Below are 17,772 nucleotides of genomic sequence, written 5' to 3'. Positions count from 1 at the left end.
CCCTGTCAGTTTTCGATGTCGAGCTCGGGGTCGGAGGCCTTTGCTCCGGATCCCATTGACGAACTCGTCCTGTCCATTCTCGCAAATCGCGGATCGGCTTCGAGACTCTCGGTGATGTCATCGATCACATCTACGTCGGGAAGCAGGGGCGCGAGGGGCGGCAGATCCGCAAGTGACGCCAGTCCGAGGCGTTCGAGGAACATCTCGGTGGTCGCATACGTGGTCGCGTTGGTCTCCGGGTCCGGGCCGGCCTCGGTGATCAGTCCGCGGGCCAGCAGGGTGCGGATGACGCCGTCGACGTTGACGCCGCGAACGGCGCTGATCCGCGCCCGGGTGAGTGGCTGCCGGTAGGCGATCACCGCGAGCGTCTCGAGCGCTGCGCGGGTCAGCTTCGATCGGGCGCCGTCGAGCAGCAAACGCTCGACGTACGGTGCGTACTCGGTGCGCGTGTAGAAGCGCCACCCGTCCCCCGCGAACCGCAGGTCGATGCCGCTGCCACGGGCGGTGAGGCCGTCGGACATCGTGCGCAGCATCGTCTCGACCCTCGCCTCGGACTCGCCCAGCGCGTCGGCGAGCATCGCCGACGACGCCGGCGAGTCGACCACCAGCAGCATCGACTCGAGCGCGCCCGCCAGGCGGTCGTCGGTCATCTCCGCGAACTCGTCCTCGAACGGGCTCAGGTCCTCGGTGTCGACGGACGTCATCCGTAGTCCTCCTCGCTCGCGGGCGCGGCCGCGGCCTCGCCGGTCCAGCACACCAGCAGATCCCCCAGCGGTTCGGGCTGCTCGAACAGCACCGACCGCTCCCGATACAGCTCGAGCAGCGCCAGGAAACGGGCCACGATCTGCACGGGGACCTCGCACTCGGCGATCAGCTCACCGAAGGGCGCCCACACGCCGGCACCACGCTCCCGGAGCAGTTCGAGGATCCGCGCCGCCTGCTCCGGAACCGAGACGGTCGGGACATGGAGGTGATCCAGTCCCACCTCGGCGACCGGTCGGGGCCGGAAGGCGGTCGCGGCGATCTCGGCGAACTGGCGCGGATCGACCCCGAGCAGCACCTCCGGAAGCAGGTCGACGTACCGGTCCTCGACCGACACCGACCGCGGATACCGCCGCAGCGCCGCCGCCTCCAGCTCACCGAACAGCTGCGCCACCTGCTTGTAGGCCCGGTACTGCAGCAGCCGCGCGAACAGCAGGTCGCGCGCCTCGAGCAGCGCCAGGTCCTCGTCGTCGTCCACCTCACCGGCGGGCAACAGACGCGCGGCCTTCAGGTCGAGCAGAGTCGCCGCCACCACCAGGAATTCGGTGGTCTGATCCAGGCCCAGCTCGCTGCCGAGGCGGCGCGTGTAGGAGATGAACTCGTCAGTCACCTGGTGCAACGCGACCTCGGTGACGTCCAGCTGGTGCTGGCTGATGAGCGTCAGCAGCAGATCGAACGGACCCTCGAAGTTGTGCAGACGCACCCGGAAACCCCGGCCGTCCCCACCTTCTACCCCTGTATGCGCTGTCTCGGCCCCCGACGCGACGTCCGTGCTCACCGGGCGCAGCGGTGGATGACCTCGCGGGCGAGGGCCCGGTAGGCCTCGGCGCCCCCGGACTTGGGCGCCCACGTGGTGATCGGTTCTCCCGCGACGCTGGTCTCCGGGAAGCGAACGGTGCGGTTGATGACGGTGTCGTACACGAGGTCGCCGAACACCTCGACGACCCGCGACATCACCTCACGGGCGTGGAGGGTGCGGGCGTCGAACATCGTCACGACGATGCCCTCGAGCGACAGCCGCGGATTGAGGCGGTCACGGACCTTGTCGACGGTGTCGTTGAGCAGAGCGAGCCCGCGCAGCGAGAAGAACTCGCACTCCATCGGGATGATCACACTGTCGGCGCAGGCGAGCGCGTTGACGGTGAGCAGGCCCAGCGACGGCTGGCAGTCGATCAGCACGTAGTCGTAGCGGTCGAGCACCGGGTGCAGCACGCGGCCCAGCGTCTGCTCGCGTCCCACCTCGGTGACGAGTTGGATCTCGGCCGCCGAGAGGTCGATATTGCTGGGCAGCAGATCGAGGCCCTCGATCCGGGTCCGCATCAGCACGTCGTCGATCGACGTGCGCTCGACGAGAAGGTTGTGGACGGTCAAATCCAGATCATGGTGCGCGACACCGAGTCCCGCGGACAGGGCGCCCTGCGGATCGAGGTCGACGAGCAACACCCGGCGACCGTGCTCGGCGAGCGAGGCACCCAGGTTGATCGTGGATGTGGTCTTTCCCACACCGCCCTTCTGGTTGCACATCGCGATGATCCGGGCGGGACCGTGACCGACGACCGGGCCGGGTTCCGGCACCGCGCGCAACGGCCGGCCGGTGGGCCCGAGCGGTACCACGTCCCTGCACTCGACGTCTCTTGCATATGACAGCGCATCCCCGGAAAACGGGTGCGCGGGCTCCGCGTGCTGCGGCTGCGGTGTCACCACGGTCCGATGTCCCCTGTCCTGTCGATCCCGTCCTGTCTTCCAGCTGATTTCGTAACGCTACCGCTTCGTGACCTCAAACGACGGCCAACACGCACCGGCTCAGCGGGCCCGCGGGTGCGCCTGCGCCCACACCTCGCGCAGGGCGCTCACGGTCACCATCGTGTAGATCTGCGTCGTCGTCACCGACGAATGCCCGAGCAACTCCTGGACGACGCGCACGTCCGCACCGCCGTCGAGCAGGTGCGTCGCGAACGAGTGCCGCAGCGTGTGCGGCGACACCGCGACCGTGATCCCCGCCTTCTCCGCGGCGTCGTGGAGGACCTGCCACGCGCTCTGCCGCGACAGTCGGCCGCCGCGGGCGTTGAGGAACAGCGCCGGCGTGCCGCGGCCGACCAGGCCGGGACGGCCGCGGACCAGATAGTTGTCGATGGCCGCGATCGCGGGACGGCCGACGGGCACGACACGTTCCTTGCCGCCCTTGCCGCGCAGCAGCACCGAACGCGACTCGGTGTCGAGGTCGTCGAGGTCGAGGCCGACGGCCTCCGAGATGCGTGCGCCTGTCGAGTACAACAGTTCGAGCAGGGCCCGGTCCCGGAGCGTCCGCGGATTGTCGGACGCCCCGTCGCCGCCGGCGGCGTCGAGGATCGAGAGGACGTTGTCGAGGGGCAGGGACTTCGGCAGGCGCCGGCCCGGGGTCGGGGGCTTCACGGCCCGCGCGACATCCGCCGGCGTCACGCCTTCCGCCGCGGCGAATCGGTGCAGTCCGCGCACCGCGATCAGCGCCCGCGCCGCGGAACTGGGAGCGAGCGCGACCGTCCCCGAGTCCGGGTCGCCGCGCCGCAGCGCGACGACGAACTCGGTGACGTCGGACTCGGTGACCGCCCGGAGGTCGTCGATCTGCCGGTCGGACAGGAACCGCGCGTACCGATCGAGGTCACGACGGTACGAGCTCAGCGTGTTGCGCGCGGCGCCGCGCTCGACGGCCAGGTGGTCCAGATACGTGTTGATCTGGCCGCCCAGCACGGTCATGCGGATTCGCTGTCGGTCCGACCGTGCTTGCGTCGCGCGAACGTGTCGGGCCGATCGATCCAGTCCGCACCCGGGTCCCGCAGGCCGTCGCCCCGAGCGCGGGCCGCGGCGAGCGCGAGAATGCCGGACACGGCAGTGGCGTTGACGATCTCGCCGCGCAGCGCCATCGCCACCGCGTCGTCGAGCGGAACGCGGTCGATCTCGAGGTCCGCCTCCTCGTCGTGGGCGTCGGGACGGCCGACCTCACGCAGGCCGGTCGCCAGGAACACCCGCACCGACTCGTCCGTGAAGCCCGGGGAGAGCGCGATGTCGACGAGCACGGACCAGTTGTCCGCCGCCAGCCCCGTCTCCTCCACGAGCTCCCGGCGGGCGGCATCGAGCGGATCCTCGCCCGGTTCGTCGAGCAGTCCGGCCGGCAACTCCCACAGGCGTCGTCCGAGGGGATGCCGGTACTGCCGGATGAGGACCAGCCGATCGGCGTCGTCGAGCACCGCGACGGCAACCGCGCCGTGATGCTCGACGACCTCCCGATCAGCTTCTCGCCCACCGGGCATGGCGACCCGGTCCACCCGCAGCGCGACGATGGCGCCGCTGTACACGTCGCGCGACGCGACGGTGTGGAACTCGTGCTCCCCCGGCAGGCTCATCAGCGACCGTTATCCGACGCTGTCCGCGGTGGTCGACTCGACCTTCGCCTCGGGCGTGACGTCGACCGGCAACTGCTCGGCGGCCTTGTAGTCGAGCGCCGCACCGATGAACGCCGAGAACAGCGGGTGCGGGCGGGTCGGCCGGCTCTTGAGCTCCGGATGTGCCTGCGTCGCAACGAAGAACGGATGCTTGTCGGCGGGCAGCTCGACGAACTCGACGAGATGTCCGTCCGGCGAGGTGCCGGAGAACTGCAGTCCGCTCTTGGCGATGCGGTCGCGGTAGGCGTTGTTCACCTCGTAGCGGTGGCGGTGGCGCTCGGAGACGTTCTCGCTCCCGTACGCCTTCGCGACGACCGAGCCCTTGGCCAGCACGGCCGGGTAGGCACCCAGGCGCATCGTGCCACCCAGATCCGCCTCACCGGCGACGATCTGCTCCTGATCGGCCATCGTCGAGATGACGGGGTGCTTGGTGTCCTGGTCGAACTCCTCCGAGTTCGCGTCCTTCAGGCCCACCGAGCGGGCCGCCTCGATCACCACGGCCTGCAGACCGAGGCACAGACCCAGCAGCGGGAGCTTGTTGGTGCGGGCGTAGCGGATGGCGCCGAGCTTGCCCTCGATGCCGCGGATACCGAAGCCGCCGGGGATCAGGACCGCGTCCACGTCACCGAGCGCGGCCTGCGCGCCCTCTTCGGTCTCGCACTCGTCGGACGGCACCCAGGAGATCTCCACCTTGGAGTGGTGCGCGAAGCCGCCGGCCCGCAGCGCCTCGGTCACCGACAGGTACGCGTCGGGCAGATCGACGTACTTGCCGACCAGCGCGACCTTGACGATCTCGCGCGGGTTGTGGACGCGATCGAGCAGGTCGCCCCACACCGTCCAGTCGACGTCGCGGAACGGCAGGCCCAGCTGGCGCACGACGTAGGCGTCGAGGCCCTCGCTGTGCAGCACCTTCGGGATGTCGTAGATGGACGGCGCATCGGGGGTCGAGATGCACGCGTCGACGTCGACGTCGCACATCAGCGCGATCTTCGCCTTCAGCGCCTGCGGCACGTCACGGTCGCAGCGCAGGATCAGCGCGTCGGGCTGGATACCGATGTTGCGCAGCGCGGCCACCGAGTGCTGCGTCGGCTTGGTCTTGAGCTCGCCGGACGGGCCGAGGTACGGCACGAGCGAGACGTGCAGGAAGAAGACGTTCTCCCGGCCGACGTCGTGGCGCACCTGACGGGCCGCCTCGAGGAACGGCTGAGACTCGATGTCGCCGACCGTGCCGCCGATCTCGGTGATCACGACGTCCGGGACCTGGCCCTGCGCGTCGGGGCCGGCCATCGCGATGATGCGGCTCTTGATCTCGTCGGTGATGTGCGGGATCACCTGGACGGTGTCGCCCAGGTACTCGCCGCGGCGCTCCTTCGCGATGACCGCCGAGTAGACCTGCCCGGTGGTCACGTTGGCGAAGGCGTTGAGGTCACGGTCGAGGAAACGCTCGTAGTGTCCGACGTCGAGGTCGGTCTCGGCGCCGTCCTCGGTGACGAAGACCTCACCGTGCTGGAACGGGTTCATCGTTCCGGGGTCGACGTTCAGGTAGGGATCGAGCTTCTGCATGGTCACGCGCAGTCCGCGCGCGGTGAGCAGCTCGCCGAGGCTGGAAGCGGTCAATCCCTTACCGAGGGAGGAGGCGACACCCCCGCTCACGAAGATGTGCTTGGTGGCGCTACGCGAATGAATGCGTGACTGTGGCAAAGGGGCTCCCGTGACGACTGTGCAGGACTTGGTCTGAGATGAAGCATGCTGGGGCCTGCCGACCCACGGGACTTCACGGTAACACCTGTCGCCCGAGAACCGTGCACGACGCTCCCGGTTTCCGAGCGACAGGCGTCACATCCGTGCTACGGCTTCGGCGCACCCACCGTGACCGCGGCGGCGCCGGGGCCCGTCCCGTAACGCCCGGAACCGCCTCCCAGCTGCTCCTGGAGTGCGAGGACGGTCGTGATCCGACCCGACTCGCGGTCCACGTTGTCGACCGTCGTCAGCACCGACGCCACCGCGCCGTCGGCGCGCGCGACCGCGATCGGGCCGTTGCCCTCGGCGGCCGACGGCGGTCCGGCTAGCACGGTGCCCGCGCCGCGGCCGTCGAGCGCCCCGGCGAAGCGGGCGATCACCGCGCCACGATTGCCGCTGGTGTTCCCGGGGTCGCCGCTGCCGGTGAGGACGACCGCCAGCTGAGCGGGCTGGACGTTGCCGTCGTAGTCGATGAAGCCGCCGCCGCGCAGCGTTTCCAGCGCCAGCGTCCGCTCCTCCGGCGTGGTCTGCGGCTGGGCCGTCTGCGGGTTCAGCAGCAGCACCGAACCGAGCAGGTCACCGGCCAGGCTGCCCTGGTCGACGGCGCCGGTCCGGAGCTGGATACCGGCGGGGATGACGTTCGTCACTGTCGTCCGCAACTGGTCGCCGTTGACGGAGTCGACGAACGACGGGGTGAGCGACACCCGACCGGTGACCGAACCGCCCGCCTGCGCCACCGACCGCTGCACGCCTTCGATGTCGCCCGGATCGGCGTCCGGGGTGGTGATCACGATCACCGAACGCTGGGCGAGGGTGTCGTGGAGGATCCGGTCGGCGACGGCCGAATCGAATCCGTCGGCCGCGGTGAGCTGCTCGCCGAGCTGGTTGTTCTTCTCGTTGAGGTTCTCGATCTGGTTCTGCAGTTCGGCCTTGTCGTCCCGCAGTCCCGACAGCATGCCGTTCGAGAGCAGGCCGGATCCGAGCACCACGCCGATCGCGAGGGCCAGGAAGATCGCCGCTATGGAGATGGCGTGTTGACGCATGGAAATCACTTGAAGAGCCCCTGTACCCACAGCGCGAAGCTGTTCCACGTATCGATTGCCCAGTCCACTGCCTCGCCGCCGATGTTCGAGACGACGAGCGCGACGATCACCGCGGTCAACGCCGCGAGCACGAGCAGCGCGATCGCCGCACCGGACACCCGGCTGCGGTACAGCGTCGCGACGGCCTTGGCGTCCACCAGCTTCGGCCCCACTTTGAGGCGGGTCATGAACGCCGCCGGGTTGGTGTCACGGCGTCCGCGGTCGAAGAACTCGTCGAGCGAGACCGTGCTGCCGACCGTGACGATCAGCGACGCCCCGTGGTGGTCGGCCAGCAACAGCGCCAGGTCGGACGGGGAGGCCGACGCCGGGAACGTCATGGCGCCGATGCCGAGGTCCTGGATGCGGGACAGGCCCTGTGCGTGACCGTCCGGGTCGGCCGGCAGCACGACCTCGGCACCGCACTTGAGGGTCTCGCTGGTGATCTCGTCCGGGTCGCCGACGATGAGGTCGGGACGGTAGCCCGCCTTCGTCAGCGTGTCCGCGCCCACGCCGACACCGACGAGGATCGGCGAGTACTCCTTGATGAACGGCTTGAGTGCCTTCAGATCGGCCTGGTGATCGGGGCCGTCCGCCACGACCACGACGTGCCGGTCCTTCAGGTCGACGTCGATGTCCGGGACTCCGACGCCGTCGATCAGCAGCGGACTCTCCGATCGGATGAACTCGATCGTGTTGCCCGAGAACGCCTCGAGGTGGTCGACGAGACCGGTCTTGGCCTCGATCATCCGATCGGAGATCTCGGCCTCGGACTGCTCCTGTCCCTCGGCCAGCCGGCGCTCGCCCGCGTACACGCCGCCTTCGTGCAGACGGACCTTCGACCCGTCCTTGATCGTCTTGAAGATCTCGGTGCCGGCCGAGTCGATCAGCACGATCCCGTTCGCGACCAGGACCTCCGGGCCGAGGTTCGGGTAGCGGCCGGTGATCGACGGCGACGCGTTGACCACGGCCAGCACGCCGGCCGCCACGAGAGCGTCCGCGGTGACCCGGTCCAGGTCGATTTCGTCGAGCACGACGACGTCACCGTGCCCGACGCGGCGCAGCAGCTTGCCGGTGTCGCGGTCGACCCGAGCGATGCCACTGATTCCTGGGAGGGATTCGGTCTTACGGGAGAGCAGCGCCGGCATCTTCATGACCTCGATGATCGCCCGCCGGAAACGGATGTTCACGGAGGCGCGCCGTACCAAATACCACACCCGTCACAGCTTCACCAACCAAAAAGTCGGTTTCACGAGGTCACGCGGACGCGGTGCTGCGCTCCTGTCCGGCGATCGAGAGCAACTCCTCGGCGTGCGCGCGTCCGGTCTCGGTGTCGTCGAGCCCCGCGAGCATCCGCGCCAGCTCGACGACCCGCTCCTCCTCCGTCAGCGTCCGGACGCCACTGTCGACGCCGCTGCGCACGTCGTCGGTCTTGTCGACCACCAGGTGCGTGTCCGCGAACGCCGCGACCTGCGGCAGGTGCGTGACGACGATGACCTGGTGGGTGCGCGCCAACCGGGCCAGCCGACGCCCGATCTCGACGGCGGCGCGGCCGCCGACGCCGGCGTCCACCTCGTCGAACACCATCGTCGCGCCCCGGTCGGATCCGGCGAGCACGACCTCGAGCGCGAGCATGACGCGGGACAGCTCGCCGCCCGACGCGCTCTTGCTGATGGGGAGCGCCTGCGCGCCGCTGTGCGCGGCGAGGCGGAACTCCACCTCGTCGACCCCGGAAGTGCCGGCGTGCAATTCGCGGCCGTCGACGCGGAGCGGTGCCGAATCGTTGGGACCCGCTTCGCGCAGCCTGACCGACACGTCCAGCGCCGCGCGGCCCATCGCCAGCCCGGCCAGTTCGTCGCTGACGGCCTTCGCGAGCTTCGTCGCGGCCTTCGCCCGCGCCGCGGACAGCTTCACCGCGGCCTCGGCGGTGAGCTTCGCCGACTGGTCCACGCGGGCCGAGAGCGCGGCCAGGGCATCGGAGGACGTGTCGATCCGTGCGAGACGTTCACGGGCCGAATCGGCCCATTCGAGCACGCCGTCGATGTCGGCGGCGTATTTGCGGGTCAACGTCTTGAGTTCGGCCTGACGGGTCAGCAGCGTGTCGAGCGCACCCGGATCGCTGGGCAGCCCCGACAGGTAGCCGGACAGCTCGCCCGCGACATCGGCGACCACCGCGATCGCCTCCCCCAGCCGCGGACCGAGTCCGGACAGGGCGGGATCGTCGGACGACTCGATTCGTGCGCGGGCCTCGCCGAGCAGGTCGAGGGCCCCGGCGGCGTCGCCGATGCCGCCGTCGTCGAGTCCGGCGAGCGCGGCCTGCGCACCCTCCGCGGCCGTGCGGAGCGAATCGAGGTCGCCCAGACGGCGGACCTCGTCGACGATCCCGGCGTCCTCGCCCGGTGTCGGCGCGATCCGGTCGATCTCCTCGAGCGCGAAGGTCAGCTGATCGGCTTCCTGGACGAGTTCGCGTGCGCGGCTGGTGCGTTCGATCAGCTCCGCACGCGCCTCGACCCACTCGCCCCGGTGCTTGCGGTACCGCGCGAGCAGTGGCCCGATGGTCTTGTCCGCGAAGCGGTCGAGTGCGCCGCGCTGCTGGTCCGGCCGGAGCAGCCGCAGTTGGTCGTTCTGACCGTGGACGGTGAGCAGCGGATCGGTGAACTCGGACAGCACACCCGCCGGAACGCTCCGTCCACCCAGGTGGGCCCGCGAACGGCCGTCACCGCCGACGGTCCGCACCGCGATGATGCTGCCGTCCTCGTCGCGGTCGGCGCCACAGGATTCGAGCAGCCTCGTCACCTCGCGGTCGATCTGCGGCGCGGACTCCTCGACGTTGAATCGTCCCTCGACGACGGCTCGTGCGGCTCCGACCCGGACCCGGCCGGCGTCGGCGCGGGCGCCGCTCAGCAGGTGGAGGCTGGTCACGACCATCGTCTTGCCTGCGCCGGTCTCACCGGTCAGGACCGTGAGACCCGCGTGGAACTGCGCGCAGGCCGACGAGATGGCCCCGAGGTTGTCGATCCGAATCTCCGCCAGCACGCTACCGTTTCCTCCCTCGCCACCCCGTCACCGGAAGTTCGAACTTGCGCACCATCCGGTCCGCGAACGGCGCCGAATCGAGCCGCACCCAGCGGATCGGGTCCTTGCCCCGCACCACTTCGACGCGCCCGCCCGCGGGGAGCTCCAGCGTGCGGCGCCCATCGCAGAATACGAGGCCATCGTGACTGTCCGCGACCGTCTCGACCGCGATGATCGACTCCGGGCTCGTGACCAGCGGACGCGCGAAGAGCGCGTGCGCGTTGCTCGGAATCACCAGCAGCGCTTCGAGTTCCGGCCACACGACAGGTCCGCCGGCCGAGAAAGCGTAGGCGGTGGATCCCGTCGGCGTCGCGATGAGCACGCCGTCGCAGCCGAACGCGGACACCGGCCGGCCGTCGACCTCGAGCACCACCTCGAGCACGCCCAGACGCGAACGGTTCTCGATGCTGGCCTCGTTGAGCGCCCATCCGCGCTGCACGATCCGATCCTCGACGCGAACCAGCACATCGAGGGTCATCCGGTACTCGATGCGGTACTCGCGCCGAACCACCTGGTCCATGGCCTTCTCGAGATGCTCCGCTTCGGCCTCCGCGAGGAACCCGATCCGGCCGAGATTGATCCCGAGCACGGGGACATCGGCGGACTGGGCGAGCTCCGCGGCGCGCAGGAAGCTCCCGTCGCCACCGAGCACGATGACCATCTCGCAGTCCGACGCCGCCCCGGGCCCTTCCGGAACGACGCTGACCACGGGCCTGTCCGGTCCTCCGGCGAAAGACTCGACCCGGTCGACGTCGACCTCGTTCTCGAGCAGCCGCAACGCGATACCCGCGCGGGCACAGATCTCGGCGACGCGGCGGGCCGTCTCGGTGATCTCGGCGCGGCCGGTATGCGCCACCAGGAGGATCTGGCGTTCCGGCACACGCAGCGGAGCCGCTGATGCCGTCGCCTCGGTCACTGGGGCCCCTCGGCGACGGCCCGGCGGATCAGCTCCTCCACCGACGGGCTCTCGCCGGTGTCGGACACCGCCTCTGCCTCCGCGCCGTCCTTGCGCAGCCACAGGAAGTACTCGACGTTTCCGGACGGACCCGGCAGCGGACTCGCGACGGCGCCGACGGTGCGCAGACCCAGTTCGGCAGCGGCCTCGGCGACCTCGATGACGGCGCTCGCCCGCAACTCAGGGTCGCGGACCACACCACCCGACCCGACGCGTTCCTTGCCGACCTCGAACTGCGGCTTGACCATCGGGACCAGATCGGCGCCGTCGTTCACGCAGGCGACGAGGGCCGGAAGCACCAGTTTGAGCGAGATGAACGACAGATCCGCCACGACCAGGTCGACCCGACCGCCGATCGTTTCGGCGTCGATCGAGCGGACATTGGTGCGATCGACGACGTGCACCCGATCGTCCGATTGCAGCCGCCACACCAACTGGCCGTACCCAACGTCCACCGCGACCACCTCGCGCGCACCGTTGTGCAGCAGGACGTCCGTGAATCCTCCCGTCGAGGCGCCGGCGTCCAGGCATCGGCGCCCCTCGACGGTCAAGCCTTCCGGCGTGAACGCGTCCAGAGCTCCGAGGAGCTTGTGCGCTCCCCGCGAGGCCCACGAGATCTCCTCGTCGACGTCCGTGACCAGAAGCGGGGTTCCCGCCTCGATGGCGGTTGCCGGCTTGGTCGCGACGGTTCCCGCGATCAGAACCCGGCCGGCCGAGATCAACTCCACCGCCTGCTCACGCGAGCGGGCGAGACCCCGCCGCACCAGTTCCGCATCGACCCTTGCTCGACGTGCCACCTCAGACCTTGTCCACTGCTGCCAGGGACTCAACGAGAACATCGTGAGCCCGTTCGAGAATCTGTGCCTGCTGCCCGAGGGCTCGGGCGTCCTCTGCGCCGCCACCAGCGTCGTTCAACCGTTCGAGCAGGGCGTCGACACGCTGGTCAACATCCGCCGGATCGACACCGCCACCGGATCCGGGGAGGTGCTGGCCTGGAAGTGGTACTGACGTGCTCATCGGTGCAAACCTAGCCCATTCGCCCGGTAGCCGACCACCGACGACGGCCCAGTGGGACAGACAGTTGCCCTGCTCGGTCACATCTCGCCGAGCAGGAAGGAGACCGCTGCCCGCGCGTCATCGTCGGCCGCGCGCACGCGGACGAACTCGGGATGCCGCCAGGCCGCGTCGAGAACCGACAGGAATGCACCGGCCCGATCGGCAGGTGCACCGTCGGCTGACTCCGGATCGTCCGAATGGACGACGAGGTCACCTGAGACGAACTCGACACGCCACCCGGGATGGCAGGTGACCGCCGACACCGCTGCCGGACGATTGAGTGCGTCGAGCGACTTCGCGACGTACGTCGGACGGTGCATCGCGTCGGCCCGCAGAAGATCAGCCGTCGTGCTCACACCGGTGAGGACGAGCAGCGACTCGGCGCCGACCGCGTTCGCCCCGGCAATGTCGGTGTCGAGCCGATCGCCGACGACCAGCGGCCTCGCTTCGCCCGCCCGCTCGAGCGCATCCTCCATCAACGGCGCCGCCGGCTTGCCCGCGACGATCGGCTCCCGCCCCGTCGCGGTCCGCAGCGCGGCGACCATCGACCCGTTGCCCAGCACCAGACCGCGTTCCGTCGGGAGAGTCGAGTCGACGTTCGCCGCGACCCACAACGCGCCGGCCCGGATCGCGAGCGTCGCCTCGGCGAGGATGGCCCAGCCGGTCTCCGGCGAGTGTCCCTGCACCACCGCCACCGGTCCGTCCTCGAACCGACGGACCGGTCGCAGACCGACATTCTCGATCTCCGCCGCGAGGGCATCGGTACCGACGACGAGGACGACCGCACCCGGCTCGAGCTTCTCCGACAGCAGACGCGCCGTCGACTGCGAGCTCGTGACGACGTCCTGGTCCGCTGCGTCGAATCCGAGCTCGCGGAGGTGCTCCGCGACCGCCGCCGGGCTACGGCTCGCGTTGTTGGTGACGTACAGCCGGCGTTGATCTCCGGCAGCCAGTGCCTCCCGGGCGCCCGGGATCGCTTCGGGCCCCTGGTAGACGGTTCCGTCCAGATCGAGGAGCAGGACGCCGAATGCTTCCCGCAGCGGGGCGATGACGGGCTCCGTCACTGACCTTCTCCGGTCAGCTCGGCCACACGCTCCTCCGCGTCCGTCTCGCCGTCGAGGTCGGCGGCAGCTGAATTGAGGAACCACTTGAGTCCGTCCTCCACCCGGCCCGCCGCAACCAACGCGTCGGCGTAGGCATAGAACAGGCGTGCCGCGGCGGAACCCGTGCGCTTGGCATCGAGATCAGACGTCTGCAGCGTGACGACCGCCTGGTCGAACTGCCCCAGATCCATGCGGGCACCGGCAACGACCATCCGCAGCTCGCTCGCCTCGTCACCGGTCAGCGCACGTGCCTCGTCGCTGCGACCGAGTTCGATGGCCCGCTCGGGACGGCCGAGGCCGCGCTCGCAGTCCGCCATCACCGCGAGGAAGCCGGGGCCACCGGACATACGGCGAGCGGCACGCAGTTCCGAGAGGGCTTCGGCCCATTCACCGGCGTGGTAGGCCGTGATGCCGGCGGTCTCGCGCACAACCGCGATGCGACCGGCGCGCTGTCGCGCGGCCCGAGCATGTGCGAGAGCGAGACGTGGATCGTCCTCGATCAGTCGAGTCGCCATCACCAGGTGGCGTGCGACGGTGTTCGCGTTGTTCTTGTCCAGGCTCAGCAGATCGCGGCGAACCGTCGGATCGAGCTCGCCGGCCTCGACCTCATCGGGGATGTCCGGCTCGTCCGGGCGGGCGTCACGGCGCTGCGGGCCGACAGCCTCTCGGCCGCGAGCCGGTCCGAAGCCGCCTTCGCCGCCGCGACGTCGAGGCGCACCACCGGCACCGCGACGATCGTCACCGCGGCCGGAGAATTGACGCCGGTCGTCCCCACGACGTTCGCCGCGCCTGTCGTCGCGCCGCTCTTCACCTCGGCGATCGTCGCGCCGGTCGTCGCCACGGCGGTCGTCGCGTTCCCGCCACTGACCGGTGCCACGCCCCTGTCCCTGACCCTGACGGCCGGCGCGGTCCTGGCCGCCGCTCGAATCGCGACGCCGTTCGTCGCGCGGACCACGACGGTCCTCCGGTCGGCCGCCGCGGTGTCCTTCGGAACGGTGGGTCCCGTCTCCGCGGAAGTTCCGACGTTCACCACTGCTTTCCGACACAGCCATTCCTTTCATACAAAACACGAAAGGGGACCCAATGTATCGGGTCCCCTTTCGGTAACGGATGTTCGGCGGTGTCCTACTCTCCCACACCCTGTCGAGTGCAGTACCATCGGCGCTGGAGGGCTTAGCTTCCGGGTTCGGAATGGGACCGGGCGTTTCCCCTCCGCTATGGCCGCCGTAACTCTATGAAACTGTCACACATTCAATTCCCCCGCCCGAACCACCCGCCGGCCACGAGGGCTCCGGGGTGTTGGGGGTGAATGATATCTGTGTGTTGTTTCAGATACCGCACAGTGGACGCGTAGCTTCTTTGTGGTAAGTCCTCGGCCTATTAGTACCAGTCACCTCCATCCGTTACCGGACTTCCAGTTCTGGCCTATCAACCCGGTGGTCTGCCGGGGGCCTTACCCCCTCGAGGGGGTGAGAAACCTCATCTTGGAACAGGCTTCCCGCTTAGATGCTTTCAGCGGTTATCCCTTCCGAACGTAGCTAACCAGCAGTGCTCCTGGCGGAACAACTGGCACACCAGAGGTTCGTCCGTCCCGGTCCTCTCGTACTAGGGACAGCCTTCCTCAAGTTTCTAACGCGCGCGGCGGATAGAGACCGAACTGTCTCACGACGTTCTAAACCCAGCTCGCGTGCCGCTTTAATGGGCGAACAGCCCAACCCTTGGGACCTACTCCAGCCCCAGGATGCGACGAGCCGACATCGAGGTGCCAAACCATCCCGTCGATATGGACTCTTGGGGAAGATCAGCCTGTTATCCCCGGGGTACCTTTTATCCGTTGAGCGACACCGCTTCCACTTGCCGGTGCCGGATCACTAGTCCCGACTTTCGTCCCTGCTCGACCTGTCAGTCTCACAGTCAAGCTCCCTTGTGCACTTGCACTCGACACCTGATTGCCAACCAGGCTGAGGGAACCTTTGGGCGCCTCCGTTACATTTTGGGAGGCAACCGCCCCAGTTAAACTACCCACCAGGCACTGTCCCTGAACCAGATCATGGTCCGAGGTTAGATGTCCAATACGATCAGAGTGGTATTTCAACAACGACTCCACACACACTGGCGTGCATGCTTCACAGTCTCCCACCTATCCTACACAAACCGAACCGAACACCAATACCAAGCTATAGTGAAGGTCCCGGGGTCTTTTCGTCCTGCCGCGCGTAACGAGCATCTTTACTCGTAATGCAATTTCGCCGAGTCTGTGGTTGAGACAGCAGAGAAGTCGTTACGCCATTCGTGCAGGTCGGAACTTACCCGACAAGGAATTTCGCTACCTTAGGATGGTTATAGTTACCACCGCCGTTTACTGGGGCTTAAATTCTCAGCTTCGCCATTACTGGCTAACCGGTCCTCTTAACCTTCCAGCACCGGGCAGGCGTCAGTCCGTATACATCGTCTTACGACTTCGCACGGACCTGTGTTTTTAGTAAACAGTCGCTTCTCTCTGGTCTCTGCGGCCCCACCCAGCTCACCAAGCAAGTTGGATCACCAGACGAGGCCCCCCTTCTCCCGAAGTTACGGGGGCATTTTGCCGAGTTCCTTAACCACAGTTATCTCGATCGCCTTAGTATTCTCTACCTGACCACCTGTGTCGGTTTGGGGTACGGGCCGTGTGAAAGCTCGCTAGAGGCTTTTCTCGGCAGCATAGGATCACTGAATTCGCCTCAATCGGCTACGCATCACGTCTCAGGCTATATGTGACCCGGATTTGCCTAGGCCACGCCCTACACGCTTACACCAGTATTACCACTGACTGGCTCAGCTACCTTCCTGCGTCACCCCATCGCTTGGCTACTACCAGATCGGTTCACGCGCATCCACACACCGGAGAACCCGAAGGTTCGAAAGTGGCTTCAGGGCGCTTAGCATCACTGATTCACCAGGGGCGCGTTCACACGGGTACGGGAATATCAACCCGTTGTCCATCGACTACGCCTGTCGGCCTCGCCTTAGGTCCCGACTCACCCTGGGCGGATTAACCTGGCCCAGGAACCCTTGGTCATTCGGCGGACGAGTTTCTCACTCGTCTTTCGCTACTCATGCCTGCATTCTCACTCGTGCAGCCTCCACACCTGGATCACTCCGGCGCTTCCATGGCTGCACGACGCTCCCCTACCCATCCACACCACTGCACAACCCCCCGCAGGAGGAAGTGGGTGTTATGTGAATGCCGCGGCTTCGGCGGTGTACTTGAGCCCCGCTACATTGTCGGCGCAGGATCACTTGACCAGTGAGCTATTACGCACTCTTTCAAGGGTGGCTGCTTCTAAGCCAACCTCCTGGTTGTCTTCGCGACCCCACATCCTTTTCCACTTAGTACACGCTTAGGGGCCTTAGCCGGCGATCTGGGCTGTTTCCCTCTCGACTACGAAGCTTATCCCCCGCAGTCTCACTGCCGCGCTCTCACACTCTGGCATTCGGAGTTTGGCTGACGTCAGTAACCTTGTGGGGCCCATCGGCCATCCAGTAGCTCTACCTCCAGAGTGAAACACGCGACGCTGCACCTAAATGCATTTCGGGGAGAACCAGCTATCACGGAGTTTGATTGGCCTTTCACCCCTACCCACAGCTCATCCCCTCAGTTTTCAACCTAAGTGGGTTCGGGCCTCCACGACGTCTTACCGTCGCTTCACCCTGGCCATGGGTAGATCACTCCGCTTCGGGTCTAGAACATGCCACTGACTCGCCCTATTCGGACTCGCTTTCGCTACGGCTACCCCACACGGGTTAACCTCGCGACATGCCGCTAACTCGCAGGCTCATTCTTCAAAAGGCACGCCATCACCCCCCACCCGAAGGTGCGAAGGCTCTGACGGATTGTAAGCGCACGGTTTCAGGTACTATTTCACTCCCCTCCCGGGGTACTTTTCATCTTTCCCTCACGGTACTAGTCCGCTATCGGTCACCAGGGAGTATTCAGGCTTATCGGGTGGTCCCGACAGATTCACAGCAGATTTCACGGGCCCGCTGCTACTCGGGTGTCCGTCACGACAGTCACCATGTTTTCGTCTACGGGATTTTCACCCTCTACGACGGGCCGTTCCAGACCACTTCGACTAACACGATGATTTCTTACTGTCGGCCAATCCGGCAGAATTGACAAGACGGATCCCACAACCCCACGAATGCAACGCCCGCCGGCTATCACACACCCATGGTTTAGCCTCATCCGCTTTCGCTCGCCACTACTCACGGAATCACATGTTGTTTTCTCTTCCTGTGGGTACTGAGATGTTTCACTTCCCCACGTTCCCTCCACACGCCCTATATATTCAGGCGCGGGTAACCACACATCACTGTGGCTGGGTTTCCCCATTCGGACATCCTCGGATCTCAGCTCGGTTGACAGCTCCCCGAGGCTTATCGCAGCCTCCTACGTCCTTCATCGGCTCCTGGTGCCAAGACATCCACCGTACGCTCTTAATTACTTACAACAAAGATGCTCGCGTCCACTGTGCAGTTCTCAAACAACACACAAGCAGAAAACTCGTGCAGACACCGGACCAACCGGAACTCCCGTTCCCGCT

At 67.1% G+C, this 17,772-nt stretch carries 14 protein-coding genes and 2 rRNA genes; 1 reads left to right on the top strand and 15 read right to left on the bottom strand.

Annotated features, from left to right (window positions below; genetic code table 11):
* Positions 1 to 5 precede the first annotated feature (5 nt).
* From scpB to ABI214_RS01280, 11 genes are all read right to left on the bottom strand, one after another.
* On the bottom strand, positions 6 to 704 hold the full coding sequence (gene scpB / locus ABI214_RS01330; protein WP_348605420.1) for an SMC-Scp complex subunit ScpB: 699 nt from the start codon (positions 702 to 704) through the stop codon (positions 6 to 8).
* Positions 701 to 1,549: a segregation and condensation protein A gene (locus ABI214_RS01325; RefSeq protein WP_408586817.1), complete on the bottom strand. Its 849-nt coding sequence runs from the start codon at positions 1,547 to 1,549 to the stop codon at positions 701 to 703. Before ABI214_RS01325 ends, scpB begins: the two co-directional genes overlap by 4 nt.
* Complete coding sequence (locus ABI214_RS01320; RefSeq protein WP_348611094.1) at positions 1,537 to 2,409, bottom strand: ParA family protein; 873 nt, start codon at positions 2,407 to 2,409, stop codon at positions 1,537 to 1,539. The genes ABI214_RS01325 and ABI214_RS01320 overlap by 13 nt, the downstream gene beginning before the upstream one ends.
* Before the next feature lie 156 nt (positions 2,410 to 2,565).
* Entirely contained in the window at positions 2,566 to 3,495 is a 930-nt protein-coding gene (gene xerD, locus ABI214_RS01315; protein ID WP_348605418.1) for a site-specific tyrosine recombinase XerD, read from the bottom strand.
* On the bottom strand, positions 3,492 to 4,142 hold the full coding sequence (locus ABI214_RS01310) for an NUDIX hydrolase (RefSeq protein WP_348605417.1): 651 nt from the start codon (positions 4,140 to 4,142) through the stop codon (positions 3,492 to 3,494). The genes xerD and ABI214_RS01310 overlap by 4 nt, the downstream gene beginning before the upstream one ends.
* 9 nt (positions 4,143 to 4,151) lie before the next feature.
* Positions 4,152 to 5,882: a CTP synthase gene (locus tag ABI214_RS01305; protein WP_348605415.1), complete on the bottom strand. Its 1,731-nt coding sequence runs from the start codon at positions 5,880 to 5,882 to the stop codon at positions 4,152 to 4,154.
* Positions 5,883 to 6,028: 146 nt separating this feature from the next.
* Positions 6,029 to 6,973, bottom strand: coding sequence for a copper transporter (locus tag ABI214_RS01300; RefSeq protein ID WP_348605414.1), 945 nt, complete (start codon positions 6,971 to 6,973; stop codon positions 6,029 to 6,031).
* The gene (gene steA / locus ABI214_RS01295; RefSeq protein WP_348611092.1) at positions 6,970 to 8,154 is read right to left on the bottom strand and encodes a putative cytokinetic ring protein SteA; all 1,185 of its coding nucleotides are present in this window, start codon (positions 8,152 to 8,154) and stop codon (positions 6,970 to 6,972) included. Before steA ends, ABI214_RS01300 begins: the two co-directional genes overlap by 4 nt.
* 103 nt (positions 8,155 to 8,257) lie before the next feature.
* Positions 8,258 to 10,036, bottom strand: a complete 1,779-nt coding sequence (gene recN, locus ABI214_RS01290; RefSeq protein WP_348605413.1) for a DNA repair protein RecN — start codon at positions 10,034 to 10,036, stop codon at positions 8,258 to 8,260.
* 1 nt (position 10,037) lies between these two features.
* On the bottom strand, positions 10,038 to 10,961 hold the full coding sequence (locus tag ABI214_RS01285) for an NAD kinase (protein ID WP_348611090.1): 924 nt from the start codon (positions 10,959 to 10,961) through the stop codon (positions 10,038 to 10,040).
* A gap of 26 nt (positions 10,962 to 10,987) precedes the next feature.
* The gene (locus tag ABI214_RS01280) at positions 10,988 to 11,827 is read right to left on the bottom strand and encodes a TlyA family RNA methyltransferase (protein WP_348605412.1); all 840 of its coding nucleotides are present in this window, start codon (positions 11,825 to 11,827) and stop codon (positions 10,988 to 10,990) included.
* Positions 11,828 to 11,870: 43 nt separating this feature from the next.
* On the opposite strand from ABI214_RS01280, the gene ABI214_RS01275 reads away from it, so the two are divergent.
* A complete protein-coding gene (locus ABI214_RS01275; protein WP_348605411.1) occupies positions 11,871 to 12,038 on the top strand; it encodes a hypothetical protein in 168 nt (55 codons plus the stop codon).
* A gap of 86 nt (positions 12,039 to 12,124) precedes the next feature.
* Here ABI214_RS01275 and ABI214_RS01270 read toward each other — a convergent pair whose 3' ends face one another.
* From ABI214_RS01270 to ABI214_RS01255, 4 genes are all read right to left on the bottom strand, one after another.
* Positions 12,125 to 13,135, bottom strand: coding sequence for an HAD-IIA family hydrolase (locus ABI214_RS01270; RefSeq protein ID WP_348611088.1), 1,011 nt, complete (start codon positions 13,133 to 13,135; stop codon positions 12,125 to 12,127).
* Positions 13,136 to 13,146: 11 nt separating this feature from the next.
* Positions 13,147 to 14,241 (bottom strand): hypothetical protein, encoded by a 1,095-nt coding sequence (locus tag ABI214_RS01265; RefSeq protein WP_348605410.1) that lies wholly within the window; start codon positions 14,239 to 14,241, stop codon positions 13,147 to 13,149.
* Between the two features lie 60 nt (positions 14,242 to 14,301).
* A 5S ribosomal RNA gene (gene rrf, locus ABI214_RS01260) occupies positions 14,302 to 14,418 on the bottom strand.
* 131 nt (positions 14,419 to 14,549) lie between these two features.
* Positions 14,550 to 17,679 (bottom strand): 23S ribosomal RNA (locus ABI214_RS01255).
* Between the last annotated feature and the right edge of the window lie 93 nt (positions 17,680 to 17,772).

Origin of the sequence: Prescottella soli, from assembly GCF_040024445.1 — a bacterium.
Classification (GTDB): Bacteria; Actinomycetota; Actinomycetes; order Mycobacteriales; family Mycobacteriaceae; genus Prescottella; species Prescottella soli.
Note: the sequence above shows the minus strand (reverse complement) of the source record. Positions and strands in the feature narration are given on the sequence as shown.